Annotated in this window: 20 protein-coding genes; 8 read left to right on the plus strand and 12 right to left on the minus strand. The window is 51.1% G+C overall.

Annotated elements, in window-relative coordinates; genetic code table 11:
* Positions 1 to 1,074, plus strand: coding sequence for an ABC transporter permease (locus tag M0220_RS16815; protein ID WP_030073104.1), 1,074 nt, complete (start codon positions 1 to 3; stop codon positions 1,072 to 1,074).
* The gene (locus M0220_RS16820) at positions 1,067 to 2,665 is read left to right on the plus strand and encodes an ABC transporter ATP-binding protein (RefSeq protein ID WP_264018281.1); all 1,599 of its coding nucleotides are present in this window, start codon (positions 1,067 to 1,069) and stop codon (positions 2,663 to 2,665) included. Before M0220_RS16815 ends, M0220_RS16820 begins: the two co-directional genes overlap by 8 nt.
* Before the next feature lie 172 nt (positions 2,666 to 2,837).
* On the opposite strand, the gene M0220_RS16825 is transcribed toward M0220_RS16820, so the two are convergent.
* Both M0220_RS16825 and M0220_RS16830 read right to left on the minus strand, forming a co-directional pair.
* Positions 2,838 to 3,542 (minus strand): pseudouridine synthase, encoded by a 705-nt coding sequence (locus M0220_RS16825; RefSeq protein WP_264018282.1) that lies wholly within the window; start codon positions 3,540 to 3,542, stop codon positions 2,838 to 2,840.
* Positions 3,542 to 4,357, minus strand: a complete 816-nt coding sequence (locus M0220_RS16830; protein WP_264018283.1) for an amidohydrolase — start codon at positions 4,355 to 4,357, stop codon at positions 3,542 to 3,544. The genes M0220_RS16825 and M0220_RS16830 overlap by 1 nt, the downstream gene beginning before the upstream one ends.
* 72 nt (positions 4,358 to 4,429) lie before the next feature.
* Between M0220_RS16830 and rarD the strand changes: the two genes are divergently transcribed.
* Complete coding sequence (gene rarD / locus M0220_RS16835) at positions 4,430 to 5,338, plus strand: EamA family transporter RarD (RefSeq protein WP_030073111.1); 909 nt, start codon at positions 4,430 to 4,432, stop codon at positions 5,336 to 5,338.
* Here rarD and M0220_RS16840 read toward each other — a convergent pair.
* Positions 5,309 to 6,964: a methyl-accepting chemotaxis protein gene (locus M0220_RS16840; protein WP_264018284.1), complete on the minus strand. Its 1,656-nt coding sequence runs from the start codon at positions 6,962 to 6,964 to the stop codon at positions 5,309 to 5,311. The genes rarD and M0220_RS16840 overlap by 30 nt on opposite strands.
* 241 nt (positions 6,965 to 7,205) lie before the next feature.
* On the opposite strand from M0220_RS16840, the gene M0220_RS16845 reads away from it, so the two are divergent.
* From M0220_RS16845 to M0220_RS16865, 5 genes are all read left to right on the plus strand, one after another.
* A complete protein-coding gene (locus M0220_RS16845; protein WP_264018286.1) occupies positions 7,206 to 8,906 on the plus strand; it encodes a SulP family inorganic anion transporter in 1,701 nt (566 codons plus the stop codon).
* A 97-nt stretch (positions 8,907 to 9,003) separates the two neighbouring features.
* Positions 9,004 to 10,113, plus strand: a complete 1,110-nt coding sequence (locus M0220_RS16850; RefSeq protein ID WP_264018287.1) for an MlaE family ABC transporter permease — start codon at positions 9,004 to 9,006, stop codon at positions 10,111 to 10,113.
* Positions 10,107 to 10,931, plus strand: a complete 825-nt coding sequence (locus M0220_RS16855; protein WP_030073118.1) for an ABC transporter ATP-binding protein — start codon at positions 10,107 to 10,109, stop codon at positions 10,929 to 10,931. Before M0220_RS16850 ends, M0220_RS16855 begins: the two co-directional genes overlap by 7 nt.
* Positions 10,932 to 10,938: 7 nt before the next feature.
* The gene (locus M0220_RS16860) at positions 10,939 to 11,880 is read left to right on the plus strand and encodes an MlaD family protein (RefSeq protein WP_030073120.1); all 942 of its coding nucleotides are present in this window, start codon (positions 10,939 to 10,941) and stop codon (positions 11,878 to 11,880) included.
* Entirely contained in the window at positions 11,877 to 12,497 is a 621-nt protein-coding gene (locus M0220_RS16865) for an ABC-type transport auxiliary lipoprotein family protein (RefSeq protein ID WP_030073122.1), read from the plus strand. The genes M0220_RS16860 and M0220_RS16865 overlap by 4 nt, the downstream gene beginning before the upstream one ends.
* Here M0220_RS16865 and M0220_RS16870 read toward each other — a convergent pair.
* The 9 genes from M0220_RS16870 to cysS all read right to left on the minus strand — a co-directional run bounded on the left by M0220_RS16870 (position 12,471) and on the right by cysS (position 23,401).
* Positions 12,471 to 14,336, minus strand: a complete 1,866-nt coding sequence (locus M0220_RS16870) for a protein kinase domain-containing protein (RefSeq protein ID WP_264018288.1) — start codon at positions 14,334 to 14,336, stop codon at positions 12,471 to 12,473. The genes M0220_RS16865 and M0220_RS16870 overlap by 27 nt on opposite strands.
* Positions 14,337 to 14,414: 78 nt before the next feature.
* Complete coding sequence (locus M0220_RS16875) at positions 14,415 to 15,662, minus strand: 2-oxo acid dehydrogenase subunit E2 (protein WP_030073124.1); 1,248 nt, start codon at positions 15,660 to 15,662, stop codon at positions 14,415 to 14,417.
* 17 nt (positions 15,663 to 15,679) lie between these two features.
* Positions 15,680 to 16,657 carry an alpha-ketoacid dehydrogenase subunit beta gene (locus M0220_RS16880; protein ID WP_030073126.1) on the minus strand — a complete coding sequence of 326 codons (978 nt, stop codon included), beginning with the start codon at positions 16,655 to 16,657 and terminating at the stop codon, positions 15,680 to 15,682.
* A 1-nt stretch (position 16,658) separates the two neighbouring features.
* Positions 16,659 to 17,861, minus strand: coding sequence for a thiamine pyrophosphate-dependent dehydrogenase E1 component subunit alpha (locus M0220_RS16885; protein WP_264018289.1), 1,203 nt, complete (start codon positions 17,859 to 17,861; stop codon positions 16,659 to 16,661).
* Between the two features lie 163 nt (positions 17,862 to 18,024).
* Positions 18,025 to 18,765 (minus strand): ABC transporter permease, encoded by a 741-nt coding sequence (locus tag M0220_RS16890; protein WP_035536629.1) that lies wholly within the window; start codon positions 18,763 to 18,765, stop codon positions 18,025 to 18,027.
* A gap of 32 nt (positions 18,766 to 18,797) precedes the next feature.
* On the minus strand, positions 18,798 to 19,754 hold the full coding sequence (locus tag M0220_RS16895) for an ABC transporter ATP-binding protein (protein WP_030073132.1): 957 nt from the start codon (positions 19,752 to 19,754) through the stop codon (positions 18,798 to 18,800).
* Entirely contained in the window at positions 19,751 to 20,944 is a 1,194-nt protein-coding gene (locus M0220_RS16900) for an ABC transporter permease (protein WP_264018290.1), read from the minus strand. The genes M0220_RS16895 and M0220_RS16900 overlap by 4 nt, the downstream gene beginning before the upstream one ends.
* A 3-nt stretch (positions 20,945 to 20,947) precedes the next feature.
* The gene (gene osmF / locus M0220_RS16905; RefSeq protein ID WP_264018291.1) at positions 20,948 to 21,856 is read right to left on the minus strand and encodes a glycine betaine ABC transporter substrate-binding protein OsmF; all 909 of its coding nucleotides are present in this window, start codon (positions 21,854 to 21,856) and stop codon (positions 20,948 to 20,950) included.
* Between the two features lie 153 nt (positions 21,857 to 22,009).
* Positions 22,010 to 23,401, minus strand: coding sequence for a cysteine--tRNA ligase (gene cysS / locus M0220_RS16910; RefSeq protein ID WP_264018292.1), 1,392 nt, complete (start codon positions 23,399 to 23,401; stop codon positions 22,010 to 22,012).
* Between the last annotated feature and the right edge of the window lie 2 nt (positions 23,402 to 23,403).

Genomic DNA, 23,403 nt, shown 5'->3' on the forward strand with positions numbered 1-23,403 from the left:
ATGACATTTATTAGCTCGCGTCTTTCACCGATTACGTTACGCCGTCTGGCTGCATTTAAAGCCAATCGCCGCGCTCGGGTGTCGTTGTGGCTGTTTAGCGTTCTGTTTATTGTCAGCTTATTTGCCGAACTCATCGCCAACGATAAGCCCCTTGTAATGAAATATGATGGGCAGTGGTATGTGCCGTTACTGGTCGATTATCCGGAAACCGAATTCGGTGGCTTTTTACCCACTCGTACCGACTACTTAGACCCCTTTGTTCAACAGCAAATTAGCGATCACGGTTGGGCGCTTTGGCCGATCGTTCCCTACTCCTATCAAACCCTCGATATGCAGATGACACAACCTTCGCCTGCACCGCCAGATAGGCGCCATTGGCTGGGGACCGACGATCAGGGCCGTGATGTATTAGCGCGAGTCATTTACGGGTTTCGACTATCGGTTGCTTTTGCCTTGGTGCTCACCGCCGGCTCTTTGGTACTGGGCGTGCTGGTAGGCGGTGTGCAGGGATACTTCGGCGGAAAAGTAGACCTTATCGGCCAGCGCATCACTGAAATCTGGTCTGGGTTACCTGTGCTATTTCTACTGATTATTTTAGCTAGTTTTGTGCAGCCAGGCTTCTGGTGGTTACTGGGGATAATGTTACTGTTTTCGTGGCTAGGGCTGGTTGATATCGTACGCGCCGAGTTTTTGCGTGCACGCAATCTTGAGTACGTTCGTGCAGCGAAGGCCATGGGGCTCCCTTCTAGGCTGATTATGTGGCGGCACGTTTTACCTAACGCTATGGTAGCCACACTGACGTTTATCCCTTTCCTGTTCACTGGTGCCATTGGCACGCTCACTGCGCTGGACTTCTTAGGCTTTGGCCTGCCGCCTGGAGCTCCTTCACTGGGCGAACTGGCAGCACAGGGCAAAAACAACCTGCACGCCCCGTGGCTCGGCATCACCGCGTTTATGACGCTTGCCATCATGCTCTCACTGTTGGTGTTTATTGGTGAAGGATTACGCGACGCCTTCGACCCACGCCATGTGAAGCAGCATCAGTCACCTGTTCAGGAAACCAAACATGCCTAATCACGCAAACAGCGCTATACCATTACTGCGCTTGAACGAGTTTTCGGTTTCCTTCGATGGCAACGTAGTTGTCGATTCCCTTTCGCTCACCGTCAATGCCGGTGAAACCCTCGCTATCGTGGGGGAATCTGGCTCTGGAAAGTCGGTTTCGGCACTAGGGGCGATTAATTTATTGCCGGACAATGCCTCGGTAAGTGGTCAACGTTGGTTAGAAGAAACGGATCTCAGTCAGCTAGGCAAACGAGATTGGAACGGGATACGCGGCAATCGGGTAGGTTTTATTTTTCAAGAGCCAATGACATCGCTAAACCCGCTGCACCGTATTGGCAAACAAATTGGCGAAACCCTGCGTTTACACCAGGGCCTTAGCGGGAACGCTGCACGCTCCAGGGCCAAAGTACTATTAGAACACGTCAAACTACCGCGCCCCGACGAACTGCTTGACGCATGGCCACATCAACTTTCGGGCGGCCAGCGCCAGCGGGTAATGATTGCCATGGCCATTGCCAACAATCCGGCACTATTGATTGCAGATGAGCCGACTACAGCACTCGATGTGACCGTTCAGCAAGAAATTTTAGCGCTGCTGAAAGAACTCCGTGATCAACACGGCATGGGCGTACTGTTTATCAGTCATGACTTAAACTTGGTGCGTCGCCATGCAGACCGTGTTTGTGTCATGTATCAAGGAAAAATCCAGGAAACTGGTAGCGTTGCCGATGTATTTAATAATCCCCAAAGCGACTACACCAAAGCCCTCATTGCCGCCGAACCAGAAGGACGGCCTGATGAACCTGCCGACGCTACGCCGCTTTTGATCACACGCCAGCTTAGCGTGAGCTTCAAGCGCCCGAGGGCAGGTCTTTTTCAGCGTCAGCCGCCGCCATTTGAGGCCTTAAAAGCTACCGACTTAACGATTGCCCCTGGCGAAACGCTTGGCATTGTTGGCGAATCAGGCTCTGGAAAAACAACGCTGGCTTCGGCGGTTATGCGCTTAGTCGCTAGCCAAGGCGAGGTGACACTGGGCAGCGCCATCTTAAGCCAACTCTCTGGTGACGCGCTTCGACGCCAGCGCCATCGGCTGCAAATGGTTTTTCAAGATCCATACGGGGCGCTTTCCCCACGTATGCCAGTGTTTGATATTGTCAGTGAAGGCCTACGGTTTCACTACCCCAGCCTAAGCAATGCCGAAGTCACCGAGCACGTGCATCGCACACTGAGCGAAGTGGGCCTACCGGAAAGCTGTGCTGCCCGTTATCCTCATGAGTTCTCGGGAGGCCAACGCCAGCGCATAGCGGTGGCCCGAGCAATTATCTTAGAGCCTGAGTTACTGGTACTCGACGAACCAACCTCTGCATTAGACCGTACAGTGCAAAAGCAGCTGGTCACACTGCTACGCGAACTTCAGGCACGCCGCCAGCTAAGCTATCTATTTATTAGCCACGACCTTGCCGTAGTGCGCGCTATGGCCCACCGCATTATGGTGTTAAAAGATGGTGAGGTAGTAGAACAAGGAGACTGCCTGGAATTGCTCGCTGCGCCGCAGCATCCCTATACCAAAGCGTTGATAGAAGCTGCCCACTTGCATTAGCTACCTAGTTAACATAAACGTTTGTCTCGGCAACTTTTTCAAGTTGACCACGTATGAACGCAGAAGCAAGATAACGGTATAAAAATTCATTACTCATAATAAAAACGCCCCGGCCTTGGCACGGGTGTGCTGACCGGGGCGTTTTATCCACTAGCAGTGACGCTAAGTGTGTTTAGAAGCTGGCAATTTCTTCAGGCGTTAGCTCCCGCCATTCACCAGGCGCTAGATCATCTGGTAAGGCTACATCACCAATCGACTGGCGATGCAATGCATTGACATGATTCCCCAACGCAGCAAACATGCGTTTCACTTGATGATAGCGACCTTCAGTGATCGTCAGCTCTGCTTGCTGTGGAGTAATAAATCTTAGCACGGCAGGTTGCGTTGGCGTTTCCTCGCCGTCGAGAAGAACCCCTTCCGCGACTTGGTTAATCGCCCACTGAGCAGCCTCACTTTCCATAGGTTCCGCCAACTCGGCTATATACACCTTGGCGCAGCGATGGCGCGGCGAGGTAACACGATGGGACCATTGGCCATCATCAGTGAGCAATAACAAGCCGGTGGTATCTACATCCAACCGTCCTACCGGCTGCAGTCGCTCTACTTTGGGTAAATCAATTAGGTCAATCACCCTTGGGTAGAGCCCTCGGCGGGCAGTACACTCTACTTCCAGCGGCTTATGCATCATCAGGTAACGTAACCCAACTAGCGCTAGCGTCTCACCATTAAGTTTCACCTCATCGTGCTGAGTGTCAACTTGAGTCGCAGACTGCTTAATGGGTTCGCCATTCAGGGTCACCTCGCCATTCTTTAACGCACGCTTTGCTAGGCTGCGCGTCAACGGGGTTGTTTCACTCAAAAAGCGATCAAGGCGCATTATTGACCCACTCCTGGCAGAAGCGAAAAGCGGTCGGCATCTTGCCAGGCAGGAAATTTTTCTCGAAAAGCATCTAGGTCCGTTTTATTTAGCGTCCCCGTTTCAATAAACGGAGAGTTTGCAGGGTGGTCGATCATCGGTTCCCCTTTGAAATCGACCAGCATGGAATCGCCGCTATAGGCGAGTCCTTTGGCATCTTCACCGACGCGATTTACACCCACTACATAAACTAGGTTTTCAACGGCACGCGCTTGTAAAAGCGTGCGCCAAGGATGACGCCGGGGTGCAGGCCAGTTCGCTACACACAACGCGGCATCATACTCGAAATGTTCGCCCTCTGCTGGCTGCTGGCGCATCCAAACGGGAAACCTCAGGTCGTAGCATACGCTCAATAGCAGCCTGAAGCCTTTCAGTTCAACTATCTTCCGGCTGTTGCCCATACCATAGCGTTCATGCTCTCCGGCCATACGAAATAAATGGCGCTTATCGTAGTACTGCAAGTCGCCGCTGGGGGTAGCCCATACCATACGGTTGTAGTATTGACCTCCATCCATAATTGCCATACTGCCGGTCATGACACAGCCTCTCGCTTTGGCCTGCATCTGTAACCAGGCAACGCTCTGGCTCGCGTTCATGGGCTGGGCCATTTCCCGAGAGTTCATGGTGAAACCAGTCGCAAACATTTCTGGCAACACAATTAAATCGGTATCGCGACTATCTAACTCGCCCAATAGCCGTTCAAGATGCGCATGGTTGGCCTGAGGATCTTCCCAGCGCAAATCGCACTGCACTAAGCTCGTTTTCAGTTGGCTCATGCCATGTCTCCTTTGCATCAGTGTGTTCGTCAATAGTGTGCTAGATTAGCATTTTTAATTAATGAGGCTGCTATGCTTTCACCTGCATCAAGGGATCCTGAAGCGGTTAAGGGCGTTATGTTTGGCTTAACTGCTTACACCATGTGGGGCTGTTTTCCGCTATTTTTCGCTCTTTTTGACGGCATTCCCGCGTTTGAAATCCTGACACACAGGATCCTGTGGTCGTGTATTTTCCTGGTAGGCCTAATCAGCCTTTTACGCCGGTGGCCACCAGTAATCGCAGCCCTTATTGAGCCTAAGCGCTTAGGGCGCGTGCTCGCTTGCGCGCTACTAATTGCCTTTAATTGGGGACTCTATATCTACGCTGTCGAAAGTAAGCAGGTATTACAAGCCAGTTTAGGCTACTTTTTAACCCCACTGGTCAACGTTGCCTTAGGTGTGTTGGTGCTACGTGAAGTAATGGCACGCCTCCAGCTAATCGCCCTTGGCTTGGCAAGTTTAGCAATTGCAATACAGTTCGTTATGCTTGGGGAGCTGCCTTGGATCAGCCTGGCGCTTGCTCTCAGCTTTGGTAGCTACGGATTATTTCGCAAGCAGGTGCCACTCGATGGGCTCTCAGGCCTATTCGTAGAGACACTGTTGCTTTTTCCACTAGCCTTAATAGCGCTCACGTGGCTCAGCTGGCAGGGGGAGTCTCACTTTATATCTGATGTGCCGATGAGCGTATTGCTAATGATTAGTGGCGTGTTAACCGCCCTACCATTGATGGCCTTTGCTGGAGCAGCACGACGCCTGCGGCTGGCAACGCTGGGATTTCTAATGTACATCAACCCCAGCATTCAATTTTTAATTGCGATTATTATTTTCGATGAGCCTCTAGGACTCATCCAGTTAATTACCTTTGCAATGATCTGGACAGGCTTAGCACTGTATTCTTGGTCCTCTTGGCAGTCACGTCCGCGCCAAAAGGCGGCTATTTGAGGCTTCTGAAACTACTTTTTTTTCAACAGCTGAGACAGTGGTATCGGCTGGCTGCTCAGGCTGATAACCCACGCGAAAGCCTCCCCAATGTTTACCATGAATGTAAATAGGCACCGAAAGATCGTGCATAATTTCGCCAGTATCTCGCTTGTAGGTTTGTAGCAGCAGCGGTTTCTCGTGGGCGCCGCAACGGCTACCAGTTGGGTCATCAAAAATGCGTTTGCTGCGGCAATACTTGAGGTCGTGATCGTAATCACCGGTAGGCTCGCGGCTGACAGCCGCATTATGAGTAGGCACATACCCATTACGGTCACAGGCAATAGCGTAACTTAACCCATGCCCAATGAGTAAAGGTTCTTGTAAACTGGGTAGCCGTTGGTCTGTGAACGTATCAAAGCCGGTGTGATAAAGCGGTGGCTGTGTCCCTGGCATGACCCTGTACTCAGGTTGAAACAGCGACGTTTCTGATAACTCACCGGAGGCAATCGCTTTCTCAAACAGCTTTCCAATACGGTCAGCTGCTTGGCGAGCAGCGCTAAATACATGCTGGTGCCGCCCCTGTAAACGCTGCTGTGCCAACTCGCCATCAACCGCTTCTGCAGCCTCCATTAACGCCCTAGCTTGCTGGGCTAAATCGCGCATATCGCAATTGCCCTCATCAACATCATCTTCCAGCTGGCGAAGGCTATCGGCAACCGTTTGGCTATGCGTTTTAGTACTTTCCATGGCTTCTGCGACGCTAGTAATTTCCTGCTCAACGTGATCAAACTGCTCGGTAATAGTAGCCAGGCTACTGCCGACCTTCTGCATCCCTTGAGAACGCTCCCGAACCCGGCTCATTAGCGCTCCCATTGTACTAACAACACTTTGCCCGCTTTGATGCATATCTTTTACAAGTTCATCGACGCTTTGCGTTGCCGTTGAGGTCTTCAGTGCCAAATTGCGTACTTCACCCGCGACAACAGCAAAACCACGGCCATGTTCGCCCGCCCGTGCCGCTTCAATGGAAGCATTTAGCGATAGCAGGTGGGTCTGTTCAGCAATACCCTCTATCATGGAGGTGACATTGCGCACACGCTCGATTTTGTCGTTTAACGCAGATAGCATCTCAAGCGCCTGATTAGAACGTTCCGCAACATCGCTCATATCATGGATGATATCGGCCAACTCATCATGATTGTGATGGCTTGCCTGACGGGCACTTTCCGCAAGTGAAGCAACCTGAGAAGCACTGGCGCTCACCTGCATAATGGCAGTATTAATGGCACTCATGCTCGATGAGGCCTCACTGGCCATGGTTTCCTGTTTGGCAAGCCGCTGGGCCATGAGGTCGGCATAGTGAGATACCTCTGCCGATGCAATTGCCGTGCTACTAGCTCGATTCATTAATCGATAAGCCATCGACCGAAGCGAGCCATAATCACGAATGGGCTTTGGACCGTGAATAGGTTTGATTAAACGCGCTTGATCGGCTGAATAAACCGTTGTGATTGGAACGAGCATCAAGCTCGCTCCAGCCCCCGTCGCCAGAAGAAGTGCAACATAAGATAGCGCACCAGGGTGAGAGATCATCCAGGCAGAAACGCTAAGCAATGTTAGAGGCACTAACAGCCGAAATAGTCGCATGTGAAGGTGTACTCTTTTTTATTTGACGTTATTGAGCGGTGGATCAACATGGATCGAAAGAGCCAGGCGCTGCTTTTGAACCAGATTAACGGTTTACACTAATTAATGAAGTAGCACTTTCGGGGGAGAACCTCTCTGTAGCCTAAACCCAAGATAGAAAGCAAAAGCCGTCAGAAGCTGTGCAACGCGTTAAACTGGCGGTTTCAACTACTCTAAAAGATAAGGCTGACGCCAGGAGCTTATGTTTAAGCGCTATTTTCCTATTCTTACATGGTTGCCCCACTACCATAAGCGCCTGTTAGGCGCCGATGTAGTAGCGGGACTCATCGTAACTGCAATGGTAATTCCTCAGTCGTTAGCCTATGCCCTACTTGCGGGTTTACCTGCAGTTGTAGGCTTGTATGCCAGCATCTTGCCTCAACTGCTGTACACCTTGTTAGGTACAAGCCGCACTTTGGCCGTTGGTCCGGTGGCCATCATTGCATTAATGACGGGTGCTGCGCTCTCTTCTGTCGCCATGCCCGGTAGCCCTGAGTATTTACAAGCTGCGCTGGTGCTTTCGTTACTTTCTGGCGGCCTACTGGTTGCGATGGGCGCACTGAAGATGGGCTTTTTTAGCAATTTTTTAAGTCATCCGGTTATCTCTGGCTTTTTAACAGCGTCCGGCATTCTTATTGCCGTCAGCCAGTTGGGCAGCCTAATGGGCGTCTCTAGTAGTGGCTTTACGTTAATCGAACGCATCATGACACTCCTGCCTAATCTCTCCACTGTAAACCCTTACACCGTTGCTATCGGTGTTGGCACACTATTGTTTCTCGTCATTGTGCGTCGTTTTGGTAAGCAAAGCCTTCGTGCCATTGGCTTGTCTAAAACGCTTGCTGATTTAATTACCAAAGCTGGGCCTGTCTTTGCGGTTGTTATCACCACCCTGGTAACCTGGCATTGGCAGTTGGCCGATCAAGGCGTTGCTGTTGTCGGCACGATACCCAGTGGTTTGCCTGCGCTGAGCCTTCCGTGGGGTGATGCTTCACTCTGGCGCGCACTGCTGATTCCAGCACTGCTTATCAGCCTGGTAGGGTTTGTAGAGTCTGTCTCCATGGGTCAAATGTTGGCCGCGAAAAGGCGCCAGCGTATTTCTCCCAATCAAGAGCTGATTGGCTTAGGTGCCGCCAATCTAGCGGCTGGGTTTACCAGTGGCATGCCAGTCACCGGTGGCCTTTCGCGCACGGTCATCAACTATGATGCAGGTGCACAGACACCTGCTGCTGGTGCCTTTGCAGCACTCGGAATCGGCATAGTAACGCTGACCTTTACCGGCTGGCTCTACTACCTACCGATTGCAACGTTAGCGGCAACCATCACCGTATCTATTTTGACCCTGGTCGATATCCCCATGCTGCGCCAAACGTGGCGCTACTCTCGCAGTGATTTCGCCGCAATGGCTGTCACAATTATACTGACACTGGTTGAAGGAGTAGAAGCCGGGATCATTGGCGGCGTAAGCCTCTCTATCGCGTTATTTTTGTACCGCACTAGTCGCCCTCATAGCGCACTGGTAGGCCGAGTGCCGGACACTGAGCACTTCCGTAATACAGAACGTCATGATGTTGAAACCGTCAATAATGTGGCGCTACTGCGAATCGATGAAAGTCTCTATTTTGCTAACGCCCGCTATCTTGAGGATACCGTCTATAATTTAGTTGCCAGTTATCCAGAACTTGAGCACGTCGTCCTTATTTGTTCAGCCGTTAATTTAATTGATGCGTCTGCGCTTGAGAGCCTGGATGCCATCAACGCCCGTTTAAAAGATTCCGATGTAAAACTACACCTATCCGAAGTGAAAGGTCCCGTCATGGACCAGCTTAAAAAAAGCGATTTTTTAGACGCTCTGACTGGGCGCGTTTTTCTTAGCACTTATGCGGCTTGGCGCGAATTTTCATAGAGTTGATTTGCCTAGGTTTGTTGATGCAACTTTAACTAACGCTTGTTTGAATGCATCATAGTGTTTTCACTATTGTGAATGACGATGAGGAGCAAGGATGCCAAACGAATGGATAACACGCGACAGCGGCACTCTATCGCTCCAGCATGAGTGGACCCTTGTTCATTATCAGGCGCTTAAATCGTTAGTGGCACAGCATAGAAATACTGCCAACAATTTCACGATCTCTTTGGAAGGTATTACCCAACTCGACACAGCGGGTGCCGCGTTAATCGTTGAGCTATTGGGCATCGAAAACGCCAAACAGCAAGCAGAAAGCTCATTACCTAAAAAACAGCAGGCGCTTTTAGTGCGGGTTGCTGAGGCGATGGAGACGTCTCTCGATGTCACACCCCCTAAGCACAATCGAATAACCGATGCATTGGCAACAGTTGGCCAGCAAATGATGGGGTTATGGTCGCAACAGCGCCAGCTATTAGCGTTTATTGGGCTTGTGCTAGCAACACTATTTTCTTTACTACTTCGCCCTCATCGCTGGCGTTTCACTGCGACAGTGGCACACATTCATTCAAGCGGGCTAAATGCAGTACCGATTGTTGCGCTGCTGACCTTTATGGTGGGCGCGGTAGTGGCTTTTCTGGGTGCTACCGTGCTTCAAGACTTTGGTGCCACGGTCTACACAATTGATTTAGTGGCTTTCTCTTTTTTACGTGAATTTGGTGTGTTGCTCGCGGCAATTTTGTTAGCAGGCCGCACTGCCAGTGCCTTTACCGCCCAACTTGGAGCCATGAAATCTAATGAAGAAATTGATGCGCTTCAAACTCAAGGGCTTGATCCCGTAGAGCTTTTAGTACTTCCCCGAGTCATCGCCCTACTGATTAGCCTGCCGCTGCTCGCGTTCGTGGGAATGCTCAGCGGACTCATAGGCGGGGCCATGGTGGCTACGCTTTCGTTGGATATCTCGATTAGCCAGTTTATGACCACGCTACAAAAAGATGTATCCGTCAACCATTTCTTGGTAGGCCTCAGCAAAGCACCCGTGTTTGCGTTTGTTATTGCCGTCATTGGGTGTCTAGAAGGCTTTAAAGTTAGCGGTAGCGCGCAATCGGTTGGTGCCCACACTACCTCAAGCGTCGTGCAATCCATTTTTATGGTCATCCTTATTGATGCGCTAGCTGCACTGTTTTTTATGGAGCTGGGATGGTGACAACGACACATACTCAGCACGCACAAAATGACCAAACCGTTATCCATGTTGAAGGGTTAATCAATCGCTTTGGCCCGGTGGTGGTTCATGACGACCTCGACTTGTCGTTAAAGCGGGGGGAGATTCTCGGTGTAGTGGGCGGCTCAGGAACCGGCAAGTCTGTGCTGTTAAGAAGCATTGTGGGCTTAAAGCGCCCAAACGGAGGTACGATTGATGTACTGGGTAACCGCCTTAGTGAGTTAAACAATGAGCAACGTAGCCAGATAGAACGCCGTTTTGGCGTGCTGTTTCAACGCGGCGCATTATTTAGCTCGCTAAATTTACAAGAAAATGTCGCCCTGCCACTGATTGAACACGCCAAACTGTCGCGAAAAGATGCAGAATACCTCGCACGCATCAAACTCTCATTAGTTGGGCTGCCCACCAAGGCAGCGCTTCAGTTTCCTGAGTCTCTTTCTGGCGGCATGGTAAAACGTGCAGCACTCGCAAGAGCGCTGGCGCTTGATCCCGATATTTTGTTTCTTGATGAGCCAACAGCGGGTCTTGACCCTATCGGTGCTGCCGCCTTTGATCAGCTATTAGTTACGCTGCGCGACGCGTTAGGCTTTAGCGTTTTTTTAGTTACCCACGATTTAGATACGCTTTATGCTACCTGCGACCGAGTCGCCGTGCTTTCTCAGAAACGCGTGTTAGTAGCAGATACGCTTGAAAATGTCGCTAATACTGACGATGAGTGGGTGCAAGCCTACTTTAATGGACCTCGCGGACGTGCCGCTCAATACGCCACTAACGCATCAACGGCCGGTTTAAAGGAGTAAGTTAACAATGGAAACCCGTGCCCATCACGTCGTTATAGGGTTATTTACCCTATTATCTGCCGCAGCAGCACTGCTGTTTGCGCTGTGGATGAGCTACGCCGCTGGGGAACGCGATTACCAACCCTACCGGATACTGTTTGAGCGCAATGTCAGTGGTTTATCGATTGGCAGTAAGGTGCAGTACAACGGTATTGAAGTTGGCGATGTCACCGAACTGACGCTGAATCCTGACGATCCCCGCCAAGTGATTGCCAGCGTGCGTGTCTATGAAGACACCCCCGTCAAAACAGATACCCGTGCCAAGCTAGCGTTTGCCAGCATTACCGGCAGTATGTCAGTTCAGCTATATGGTGGCACACCCGAAAGCCCGCGTTTGATAAATCAAACTGACGAGTTTGCACCATTTATTAGTGCTGATCCTTCGCCTATCGCTACGCTGTTTGATGAAGGTGAAGCAGTGATTCAAAACATCAATGCTATTCTGCAAAACGTTAATGAACTCTTTAATGACGGCAATCGCGAACAAGCTGGCACTATTTTAACGAGTATTGCGCAAATCACTGAGATGATCGCGTCGCAACAGACAGCGCTTGATCAAAATATGGCTCTGTTTGGTGAGGTATCACGCCAAGCAACCGCTACGCTAGCAAGCATCGACACCCTCAGCCAAGAGGCGACCCTGCTATTGCGACAAGATGGTCAGCAAATGATGCAAAGCGCTGAAAGCGCCAGTCGTGATGTCGCCAGCGCCGCCCGACGAATTGAACAGCTCGTTAACGACAATGCCGGTGCTGTCGACAGTACGCTACAGGGGGCACAAGACATAGCCCCAGCGCTTTCAGCCCTGCGCTCTACACTTACTAATCTTGACCGCATTACTCGTCAGCTTGAGGAGAGCCCCGCGGACTTTTTCTTGGGCCGGGATCAGATAGAGGAGTTTCGTCCATGAGTTTGCGCATAACGTTGGGTAGCATCACATTAGCGGTGCTGTTATTAAACACAGGCTGTTCAATACTGCCCGAAAGTAATCCTGCAACGCTCTATCGGCTGCCATCGGCTGCCACGCTGTCTGAACACACGGCCGCCACCTTCCCTGTAAGACTAGGCATTGCTACCCCCGGGGCAGGCCACTTGCTTAACAGCAACCGTATTGTGGTATATCCAGAAGGCAATGTAGTTAATGTCTATGAGGGTGTACGCTGGCATGAAGACGCCCCTGAAATGCTTCAAGCACGCTTAATTTCTGACCTGCAGCAGCGCCAGCTATTCACTGGTGTGAGTAGCGACCGATTGCCCCACGATGTACTTCTGCTGAGCGAGCTGCGCCATTTTCAAAGTGAGTACGACACCTCTCCACCAAGTGTTCATCTCCAGCTAGATGTACAGTTGTTAACGACACAGCAGCGAAAACCGCTAGCAGCGAGCAGTTTTGTTATCCGCACCCGTGCGGAAAGTACAGAAATACCGGATGTTGTGAATGCGTTTGGGAACGCAAGCGACATGCTAGCAGAGCAGCTTTCGGCATGGCTCGTGGCACAATCAAGCGATCTGAGAACCGCCGATTGACGGCGTCCTTCTTAAAAAATCACGCGGGTCTTTAGGATAAAAGTGCTCAGGTTGACGCTCTAGATGGGTAAAAAATCGCGTATCCTTATAAGGCATTTTCATAAAGCCGGAGACTCCCAGCCCTTCTATCTGGCTTACCGACGCCAGCATTCGCGCCAGCAAGGCACGAAACTCTGACTCTCGGCTAGGGTCTAGAAGTCGGTAATAGCTATGGATTTTAAGATGCTTCGGCAGTGCCTCAAAAATAATCATGCCGGTGTGATGAATCTCATTCAGCCGTTGCAGTATGTGCATAATAGTGTCAGGCAGGACAAGTAGCTCTTCTGGATCAGGGCCGTCTTCAAAGTAACTATGCTGGCGGGTGCGGTCTTCCATTTCCGGAACCGCGCTCAGCTCATAGTCAATAGCCGTGCCAGGCTCACAATTAAAAGGTTCTTCTACACTCGCACGCTCTAAATGCAGCGTTTGTCGCGCATTAAATAAGCAGCTTTTAAACACCCCTTGGCGGTGAATAGCACGTGCTAAATGAACCATATTATTGACCGCTTGAATAAACGCCGGTTTTAACGCCGGGTCATGCAGGTTAAGCGACGAGTCGATATACACGCCTTCCCGCTCCCAGCGCACGGCTAAGCCACCTACAACCGGGTATTTTCCTAAACGACTCACCGAGGCCAAAAAAGCCTTTTCGGTTTCCCCCATGCCCTGCATAAACTGTTTGTAATAACGGTCTAGCTGCACATCATTGACATCATTTAGCGTCTCTTCGGCGTTAGCTTCGCGCAAAAACGCCTTCCGAGAACTGTACACCACTGTATCAATTTCTTGATGTGCCGGCCGGCCCCAGACTGGCACTAGCGGCACTTGTGGTGGGATGGGTAAATCTAACATCACCACCTTTGCCATCCGGGACATTGCCTGTAAATAGTGATCTCCTGCTTTATGGCGTATGTGGGGATCGGGATCAAGCATGCCATCCAGGGTACGGGCAAATTCTAAGGGTAGCCCCAACGAACTAGCGGGAATAGCACGATGACCAAAACGGCAAGATTGCGCCGAAGCTAATGCATATAGCGTTCCTGCAGCCCCTTGCTCATCGAAGCGGGGCGATGATAGCGCTCCATTGAGCTGCTCTTCACCAATAAAGTAGACATCGCCCAGCCGGGCGTTGGTTTGCTGCAGATTATCGGACATCAACTCCATCACATTTGCCCCAACAAACTGGAGCTTTTCATCTAACTGGGCAAACACAGATGAGCCCCAGTCAATTAATGCAATGGACTCAGTAGCAGGATCAAATACCAGATTTGAGGGTTTGATGTCGCCATGCACCACAGGGCGCGCATTAGGGCCTGACTCTCGGCGCAACGCTGAGAGAATATCGGCTAACTGGTTGGCAATGTGGACCACCAAACGAGGAGAAAGACGTCCTTCTTTCAGCGACACCTGCTCAAGGTTCCAGCCAGGCGCACGCTCCATCACCAGAATCGACTGACCGCGGGAACGTTGATAAGCCACTAACTTTGGTATGCGGGGGTGGGAAACCTGATCAAGCATAAACGCCTCCTCTTCGAGGCGTTCTTGTAAATGAGTAGGTAGCGTAATGCGTGAGAATTTGAACACGTAGTGGGCAGGCACACCCTGCTGTTGTGCACTGCCCGCAAAAACAAAGCCATAGGCACCTTTACCGACCAGCTCAATCCCCGCGTAGCCCAACTGGGCAAGCTGTGCCTGACACAGTGCAACCCAGTCTTTAAGCTTACGGGCATCGTGATGGCTTAGCAGGTATACCGACTGCTCTTCTGGTATATAAAACTGCTGGAGCGGTGCCTGAGACATTTCTCATTCCTTTCTCACCAACCTCTGGCTATTTAACCTCTGGCTCTTTAACCTCTGGGTGCTCAACTTCTGACAACCTTACCCCAAGTGCAGCAGCATGGTTTCAGGCGCTTCCAGGTAGCCTTTCCAGGCATTGCAGAACCGGGCGATGGTGCCGCCATCAATAAAGCGGTGATCGCCTGCCCAGGTAATGGTCATGATCGCCCGCCGCTGAACCTCACCTTGCTCGTCAAAGCGCGGTAACCATTGAGTTTTACCAATGGCCACTATCGCCGCTTCCGGCGCATTGATGATAGGCGCCGCATAGGTTCCGCCAAGCGCACCAATGTTAGAAATACTAATGGTGCCCCCTTTGAGATCCGCCTGATCGACACGCCCTTCTCGTGCTGCAATGGTCAAACGACCCACTTCACGAGCAATTTCCAGCAGCGTTAGGCGCTCAACACTTTTCACATTAGGCACCAGCAAACCGGCTTTGCTATCCACTGCCATGCCAATATTGCACTGTTCGTAGTAGTGCAGCTCATTAGCTTCCGCATTTAGTTGAGCATTGATGATCGGCGTCTCATTTACCGCAAGCGCCATGGCTTTCATAAAAAAAGGCATGAGTGTTAGCCTCTCACCAAGAGCCTCTACCCGTGGCTTTAGGCGCTCGCGCAATGCCAGCAGATCGGTCACATCAATCTCTTCGCCATAGTGAAAATGCGGAATAGAGCTGGCTGCCTCAACCATTCTTTTCGCCATCACCGCGCGTACACCGCGAAGCGGTTCAACCCTAGGCGGCTGGGTTACTTGAGATGATGCTTGGGCAGGGGCTTTGGAAGGTTGATTCAGGTGCGCCAGCACGTCTTCTTTTAATACCCGGCCATCTTTCCCACTGCCAGCAATGGCGCTTAACTCAAGTTGATGTTCACGCACAAGACGCCGCACGGCTGGGCTGGCAGGCACCTTGCCAGCACTCGTCCAAGTGGTGCTAGTGCTGGTCGCCACAGTGGTTGGCTCACTTACCTTGGGTGAACTATCAACCGTGACAGTTTCGGGTGTTTGCGGCTCATTAGCTTGATCCGTCGTGCCCGCTTCTTGCGTGTCGTTTTCTGCTTGGTAGGCATACAGTGGTGCGTGGACTTTAGCAATTTGCCCTTGGGCAACATACAGTTTGGTAACAACGCCTGCTTCGGGAGCGGTAATTTCCACTAGCGCTTTGTCGGTCATCACTTCAACAATTGGCTGATCTTCCTCAATCCGATCACCTTCCGCAACGCGCCACTCCACCACTTCACACTCGACAATGCCTTCGCCAATATCCGGCAGCATAAAATCGCTCATTATTTTTCTCCCTGGCGTCAAAAGTTAACGCTTTCGCGAATCGCTTCAAAAATTTTCAGATGATCGGGCAGATACTCTTTTTCCAGCACTAGCGGGAAAGGCGTATCTAATCCCGTTACCCGAGTAATCGGCGATTCCAGGTAGAGAAAACAGCGCTCTTGAATTGTCGCAGCGATCTCACCCGCGAAGCCCCCCGTTAACGGCGCTTCATGACTAACGACCAAACGTCCTGTTTTTAACACAGACTCAACAACGGTATCGGCGTCCCAAGGCAGTAGCGAACGCAGGTCAATCACTTCACAGGCAATGCCCTGCTCTTCAGCGAGCTCAACGGCTTTGCCAATGACTTCCATTTGCGCCCCCCAGCCTACCAGGGTGATATCCGTACCTTCTTTGATGACCTCCGCTTCACCAATAGGAAGCTGATAATCTTCTTGGGGCACCTCACCCACCGAGGCACGGTATAGGCGTTTAGGTTCTAGGAAAAGTACCGGATCTGGGTCACGAATTGCGGCAAGTAGTAACCCTTTCGCTTGGTAGGGGTTACGCGGCACTACAACTTTTAAGCCAGGTGTATGTGTGAAGTAAGCTTCTGGTGATTGTGAATGATAGAGACCACCTGCGATGCCACCGCCATAGGGTGTGCGGATAGTTAATCCACCCACATTGAATAAATCTCCAGAGCGGTAGCGAAATTTCGCTGACTCATTAACGATTTGATCAAAGGCGGGAAAAATGTAGTCGGCAAACTGTATTTCAGCAACGGGCACTGAGCCTTGGGCCGCCAACCCATTGGCAAAACCAATAATGCCTTGTTCTACCAGCGGCGTGTTAAAGCAGCGCGCTTTACCGTACTTTTCCTGCAAATGGCTAGTGGCACGGAAAACACCACCAAAGACGCCCACGTCTTCACCAAAACAGATAACTTTTTCATCTTCAGCCATGGCGATATCAAGGGCATTATTAATCGCCTGCAGCATATTCATAGTGGGCATATTACGCCTCCCCCTGGGATTCTGTGGACGTGTTCACCTCAAGGTCTAGCGACCGCGCGCCACGCGGATAGGCGTCTGGGTAGCGACGAATATGACGCTTAAGTTGGTCGTATTGACGCTGTAGCTCTGGGGTTATGTCGGCGTAGACATCAGTAATCAGCGAGTCCAGGGAGGGTGGAGAGCGTTTTTCTGCCCGTTTCATGGTGTCCAATACTTCTCGGCGCAGCGTTTCCTGTTCGCTGGCTTCCTCCTCGTCACTCCACCAACCTTTTTTTGTTAGCCACTTTTGCATGCGCAGTATGGGGTCTTTTAAGCGCCAAGCTTCTTCTTCACTCTTAGCCCGGTAACCCGAAGGATCATCAGAAGAAGAGTGGGCAGCAAGCCGATAAGACATTGCTTCAATGAGTACCGGCTGATTCTGCTCAACGGCAATCTTGCGCGCTTGACGTGTCGCTTCATAGACCGCTAACGCATCGTTGCCATCCACACGAATAACGTGCATGTGGTAGCCAAATGCTCTGGGGGCAATGCCGTCAGCGGCAAACTGCTCGTTAGAAGGCGTCGAAATGGCATAGCCATTGTTACGGCAGAAAAAAATCACCGGCACTTGATGAACGGACGCCATATTCAGTGCGGCATGAAAATCCCCTTCAGAGGCAGCGCCTTCACCAAAAAACGTTAAGGTACAGTGCCCATCACCCGCTAGTTTTTGACCGTAAGCGTAACCTGTCGCCTGGGGAATCTGCGTTGCAAGCGGCGAAGAGATAGTCATGTAGTGCAGTTTGCGCGAACCATAATGAATCGGCATTTGACGGCCTTTGCCGTAATCCAGCTCATTGCCGAATAGCTGATTCATGAACTCATCAATGGTGAAGCCGCGGTACATTAGTGCGCCTTGCTCGCGATATTGCGCCATGATCATATCGGCATCGTCTAACGCAGCCGCTGCACCAACAACGGCGGCTTCTTCTCCCGTACTTTGCATATAAAAACTAAGCCGCCCCTGGCGTTGAGCAGCCATCATACGCTCATCTAAGATGCGGGTGCCCAGCATGGCTTGATAGAGCCGTCGAGCATGATCACGTGGGAGGTCTGGCTCTTTGGCACCTTCATAAAGCTCACCCTCTGGATCGAGCAGGCTGAAGGTAGCCATTGAGAATTCGTCGCCGGTCATAAAGAGCGGCTGATGTACGTACTTTGTCATGTTTATTATCCTTGTATTACCCCTTTTGAGGGCAGTGTTGTTGGTGTTGACCATTTGTGCCAGTGGATTTATCTAGCATAGGTCAAGCCTGACGAGGTTAGTGCCACCTCGATCAACGCAACACAAGGACAGTAACGCAGTACGCTACTTTTAGGGATACAACTTAAGACGCAGAGAGACGCATGCGCAAACGCTGTTGGATTGCCTCAAACAGGCTATCCACTGCCAACGCGAGTAATGCAATCAGTATTGCACCTTGAACGACGTAGGCCACATTACTATTAACGATACCCGCAATAATGGGGTCACCTAAGTTACTAGCCCCAACTGTCGCTCCTAACGCTGCTGTGGCAATGTTAATAGTGACCGATGTGCGAATGCCGGCCAAAATGACAGGCGCAGCAAGCGGTAGTTCAACGCGGGTTAACACTTGCCACGATGTCATTCCCATGGCAATCGCCGCTTGTTTAAGGCTGGCATCGACATCTTGCAGTCCTGCTAGCGTGTTTCGCACAATGGGCAATAAGCCATAGAGAGTTAACGCCACGATAATAGGAATGGTGCCAAAGCCCAAAATAGGAACCGCTAACGCAAGCACAGCCACAGGCGGAAATGTCTGCCCAAGCGAGGCTACCTGCCCAACGAGAGGTAAGAAGTCTTGCCCCCACTGCCTCGTTACCGCGATGCCTGCCAAGACCCCCACACTTATCGTGACAATAGCCGCTATTCCTACAACAAACACATGCCTAGTAAGCAGTGAAATAAAATCAGCGCGAGAGTATATAACTTGACGCGCTTCGGGCTCTAACCAACGAAAGCTGGGTTCTAGCATCGGCATCCCCCAGATGCCTGCCATCAGTAGGAGCGCCCACCCAGCAGGCCAGAGCCATGGAGATCCAGTCATTATTGGCGGGTTACCACGAAAGCCGCTACGCATCACGATGGCTTACCAACAAGCTGAGCCTCTTTCACAATCTTACGCAGAGATAGCTCACCAATTGGCATATCTTGTTGATCAACCACTGTTAACCTATCGCAATGATCACGCAGCATCATAGAAAGCGCTTGGCGCAATGAAAAATCGGCGGGAATGCGTGACTGAGCGGGCAAAGACTGTCCAAGCGATGACATATGATCTTTCACACGGGTTAATGCTGCCTGCTTTAAACCACGCTCCAACCCTCCTAGTAAGGACTCCACAAACGGGTCGACAGGGGTTTGAAGCAGTTCCAGCGGCGTCCCCTGCTGAACAATACGGCCTTCACGCATCACGACGAGATGATCAGCAAGCTTTAGCGCTTCATCCATATCGTGAGTTACGAACAGCACCGTTTTATGTAGCCGCGCCTGCAGCTTTGCCAGCTCATCTTGAAGCTTTTCTCTGGTAATGGGGTCTAGCGCCCCAAAAGGCTCATCCATCAACAAAATATCGGGATCTGCCGCCAATGCACGGGCAACGCCAACCCGTTGCGCCTGTCCACCAGAGAGCTGGTGAGGGTACTTATGGGCAAATTCGTGCGTGGGGAGGCCTAACAAACGCATGAGCTCTTCGACACGGGCATTGACATCAGCGGCCGACCATTTAAGTAAACGCGGCACCAGCCCAATATTACGAGCTACGTTCCAATGGGGAAATAGGCCGGTACTCTGGATCACATAACCAATACGACGACGAAGCTTAACCGGGTCATAATGCTCTATTGATTGGCCGTCGATGATAATGTCGCCGCTAGTATGCTCAATCAAGCGATTGAGCATACGTAGGGTTGTTGATTTTCCGCAGCCAGATGTTCCTACCAGCGCACAGAACTTTCCTTTCGCGACGTGTAAGGATATATCGTCAACCGCTGTGTCTTCTCCAAAGTGCTTTGACACATGGGAAAGTTCTATCATTCATGTTCTCCAGGGCGCAGCGCGTCGGCTAATGCCCCTAAACTAGCATCTACAATAAGAGCCATCACTAAAATAGGTAGTGCACCTAACAGCACCATATCCATGGCCGCTTGACCCAACCCTTGAAAGATAAACGTACCTAGTCCACCTGCCCCTATCAACGCGGCAACGGCAGTTAATCCAATCGCTTGCACGGCCGTAATCCGCACGCCTTCTAGCAGTATTGGCAGCGCCAGCGGAAACCTCACCTGCCAGAAGCGCTGACGGGCACGCATCCCCATCGCCTTTGCTGCCTCTAGAACGTCAGGATCTACCTCATCAAGCGCAATATAGGTATTACGCACCATAGGCAATAAGCTATAGGCAATTAGCGCAATTAGCGCGGGGGTAGTGCCAATACCACTGACGCCTAATTGTGCTAAAAAAGGCACGTTGGCGGCTAACCAGGCAAGGGGGGCTAGCAATAAACCAAACAAGGCTAAGCTCGGAATCGTTTGCAGGAAATTTAGCAGGCCAAAAGCTGTTCGTTGCAGCCCTTGGTAGCGTCGCATAAGCATAGCGAGAACTAAGCCTATCACCACACTAACGCTAACCGCCGTACCGACCAGCAACACATGTTGCAGCATGGCATCATAAAACTGCTGGTCTCGCGCCTGAAATTCCTGCACTAGGGCTAATCTATCAAGCCATAACACCGCACAAACCAGCCATGCGCCCGCTACGCTGCCCAGCAATAAGGTGGTCCAAAGACGCGACAACCCCAAGCGTAGGCGTAGCTCCACCAAGCACAACAAAAGCAAAAAAAGCACGACCCAATAGGCACCACCAATACTTAAACGCGCTTGCGGCATAGCCGGATCAATCAGCCAGTGACCTGCCACCATAAGCCCAAACGGCATCAATAGCAGGGTAAGGATGACAATGCATAACTGGGCGTAGTAGTGAAGACGACTTGGCCTAATAGCCAAGCCGCCCATAGCGATAAATAGCAAGGAGACAAGCAGCGCGCCGGGCCACCCAACCGCGGGCACTAGGCCATAAGAGGTACCCGCTACAATTCTATTGGGCGCGATACTAACAAGACTTAATAGCCAAGAAGCACCTAACATAGCGGCACTTAAACATATCAGTACTGAATTTAAATGCCCATATTGACGGGTTGGCAATGGCAAGGCGTCTATCTGTGACATTCATTAGTCATCCAGGCTATCAAGATAGTCGCTTGCGACTTGATCAGGAGAGAAACCATTCACCGCTACATCAGCGTTCAACGTTTGCAACGTCTCAAGGTCAAGCGTTGCAAATACGTCATTGAGTAGCGTCTCAATCTCAGGGTAGGCATCCAGCACCTCGGCACGCACCACTGGCGACGGCTGATATACCGGCTGAACACCCTGACTATCTTCTAAAACAACTAGCCCCAGAGCACTCAAGCCACCATCGGTTCCATAGGTCATGGCACCATTAACACCGCTCGTTTGTTGGGCAGCAGCGCGCATAGTCGCCGCCGTGTTACCTCCGGAGAGCACGAGTAATTGGTCATCGCTAAGCTCGAAACCGTAGGCATCCTGGAATGCAGGTAATGCCTGAGCAGACTCTACAAATTCTGCACTCGCTGCGAATTTAAATTCACCGCCTTTATTAACGTAGTTGGCAAGGTCATCAAGAGTCGTTAAGTCGTTGGCGTTAGCCACGTCTTTACGAACACTCATCGCCCACGTGTTATTAGCACTGGCAGGCTTTAGCCATACTAACCCTCGCTCTGCGTCACGCTCCCGCACAGTCTGATAAGCATCATCAGCGTTATTCCAAACTGGGCTATCGGTCATATCAAAAAAGAAAGCACCGTTACCAGTATACTCAGGATAAAGGTCAACCTCTCCAGCCTCAAGCGCACTTCGCACAACACTGGTGCCACCTAGCTGTAGGCGGTCTTCCGTATCCACGCCACCTCGTTCCAGCGTTTGAATAATCAGCTCACCCAGCACGGCACCTTCAGTGTCGATTTTAGAAGACACGACAACAGGGTCTCTTGCATAAGCGGTTGAGACAGCAAAGGCGAATAAGCAAGTGACAATGGTCGGTTTTAAAATAAAGCGCATAGTGGTCATCCTATTATTTAGCGTCTTGAAAGTATCATCTTAGTATAAGAGCCAATAACGCTGACGTCAGACGCCCTATTAACGGCGCCTAACGTCTACGGTGCTTTATTTGATGATACTCGTCTTGAATAACACGCTTAACATTGATAACGCTTAAGGCGCTTCAATTACCCACGTTGTTCCCTCACGGGAATCTTTCAAAATAATGCCCATGCCCGCTAACTCGTCACGAATAGCATCTGCTTGAGCAAAGTCTTTGTTTACTTTCGCTTCCTTGCGCTGCGCTATCTTAGCTTCAATGTCAGCGTCGCTCAGCGCCACCTGCTGCTGCGCTCCCTTTAAAAAGGTTTGCGGAACCTGCTGCAAAAGCCCCAATACACTTGCCAAACGCTTTAACTCAACCGCTAAACCCTGTGCTTTCTCGGGCGATTCACTCTTGGCACGATTAAGCTCCCGAGCCAAGTCGAATAATACCGCTAACGCCTCAGGCGTATTGAAGTCATCGTCCATTGCCGTTGCGAAACGTTCGGCATATCCACCACTGTCGCTGCTTAGCCCATTAAACGCCTCGACACCTTCAAGAGCGGTATAAAAACGTGTCAGTGATTTACGAGCCTCATGGAGAGAATCGACTGAATAGTTAATGGGGCTGCGGTAGTGGCTAGCGACCAGCAAGTAGCGCACCACTTCCGGATCATGCTCAGCAAGTACATCACGGATGGTAAAAAAGTTACCCAGCGACTTTGACATTTTTTCCTGGTTAACCCGCACAGCCCCAGCATGCATCCAGGTGTTAACGTAGGTTTTACCAGTCGCGGCCTCTGATTGGGCAATTTCGTTTTCGTGATGTGGAAATGTAAGGTCAGGCCCACCTCCATGAATATCGAAAGTATCGCCTAGGCAACACGTCGACATAGCCGAGCACTCAATGTGCCACCCTGGTCGGCCATCGCCCCAGGGTGAGTGCCAGTGAGCTTCGCCCGGTTTCGCGGCTTTCCAAAGCACAAAATCGAGCGGGTCTTCTTTATGAACATCAACCTCAACCCGGGCACCCGAGCGCATATCATCCAGTTGGCGATTATTCAATTTGCCGTAATCAGCGAACTTGCGAACGCGGTAATACACATCACCATTACTCGCGGCATAGGCAAAGCCTTTTTCAATCAGCGTCTCAATCATGGCAATGATATCGTCGATATGCCCCGTCGCCCTTGGCTCATGGCTTGGCGGCAATACATTAAGACGTGCTTCGTCTTCATGCATCGCCTGGATCATACGCTCGGTAAGCTCACTAATGGATTCGCCATTTTCCTCGGCCCGCTTGAGGATTTTATCGTCGATATCAGTGATGTTACGCACATAAGTAACATCATAGCCACGATGACGCAGGTAGCGAGTTATCACATCAAAAGCCACCATCACCCGCGCGTGGCCAAGGTGACAGTAGTCATACACCGTCATGCCGCAGACATACATGCTGACTTTACCCGCCACTAGCGGAGTAAACGGTTCTTTGCGACGTGTCAGCGTATTATAAATGTGCATAT

It is taken from the genome of Halomonas qinghailakensis (genome assembly GCF_025820815.1).
Classification (GTDB): Bacteria; Pseudomonadota; Gammaproteobacteria; order Pseudomonadales; family Halomonadaceae; genus Vreelandella; species Vreelandella qaidamensis.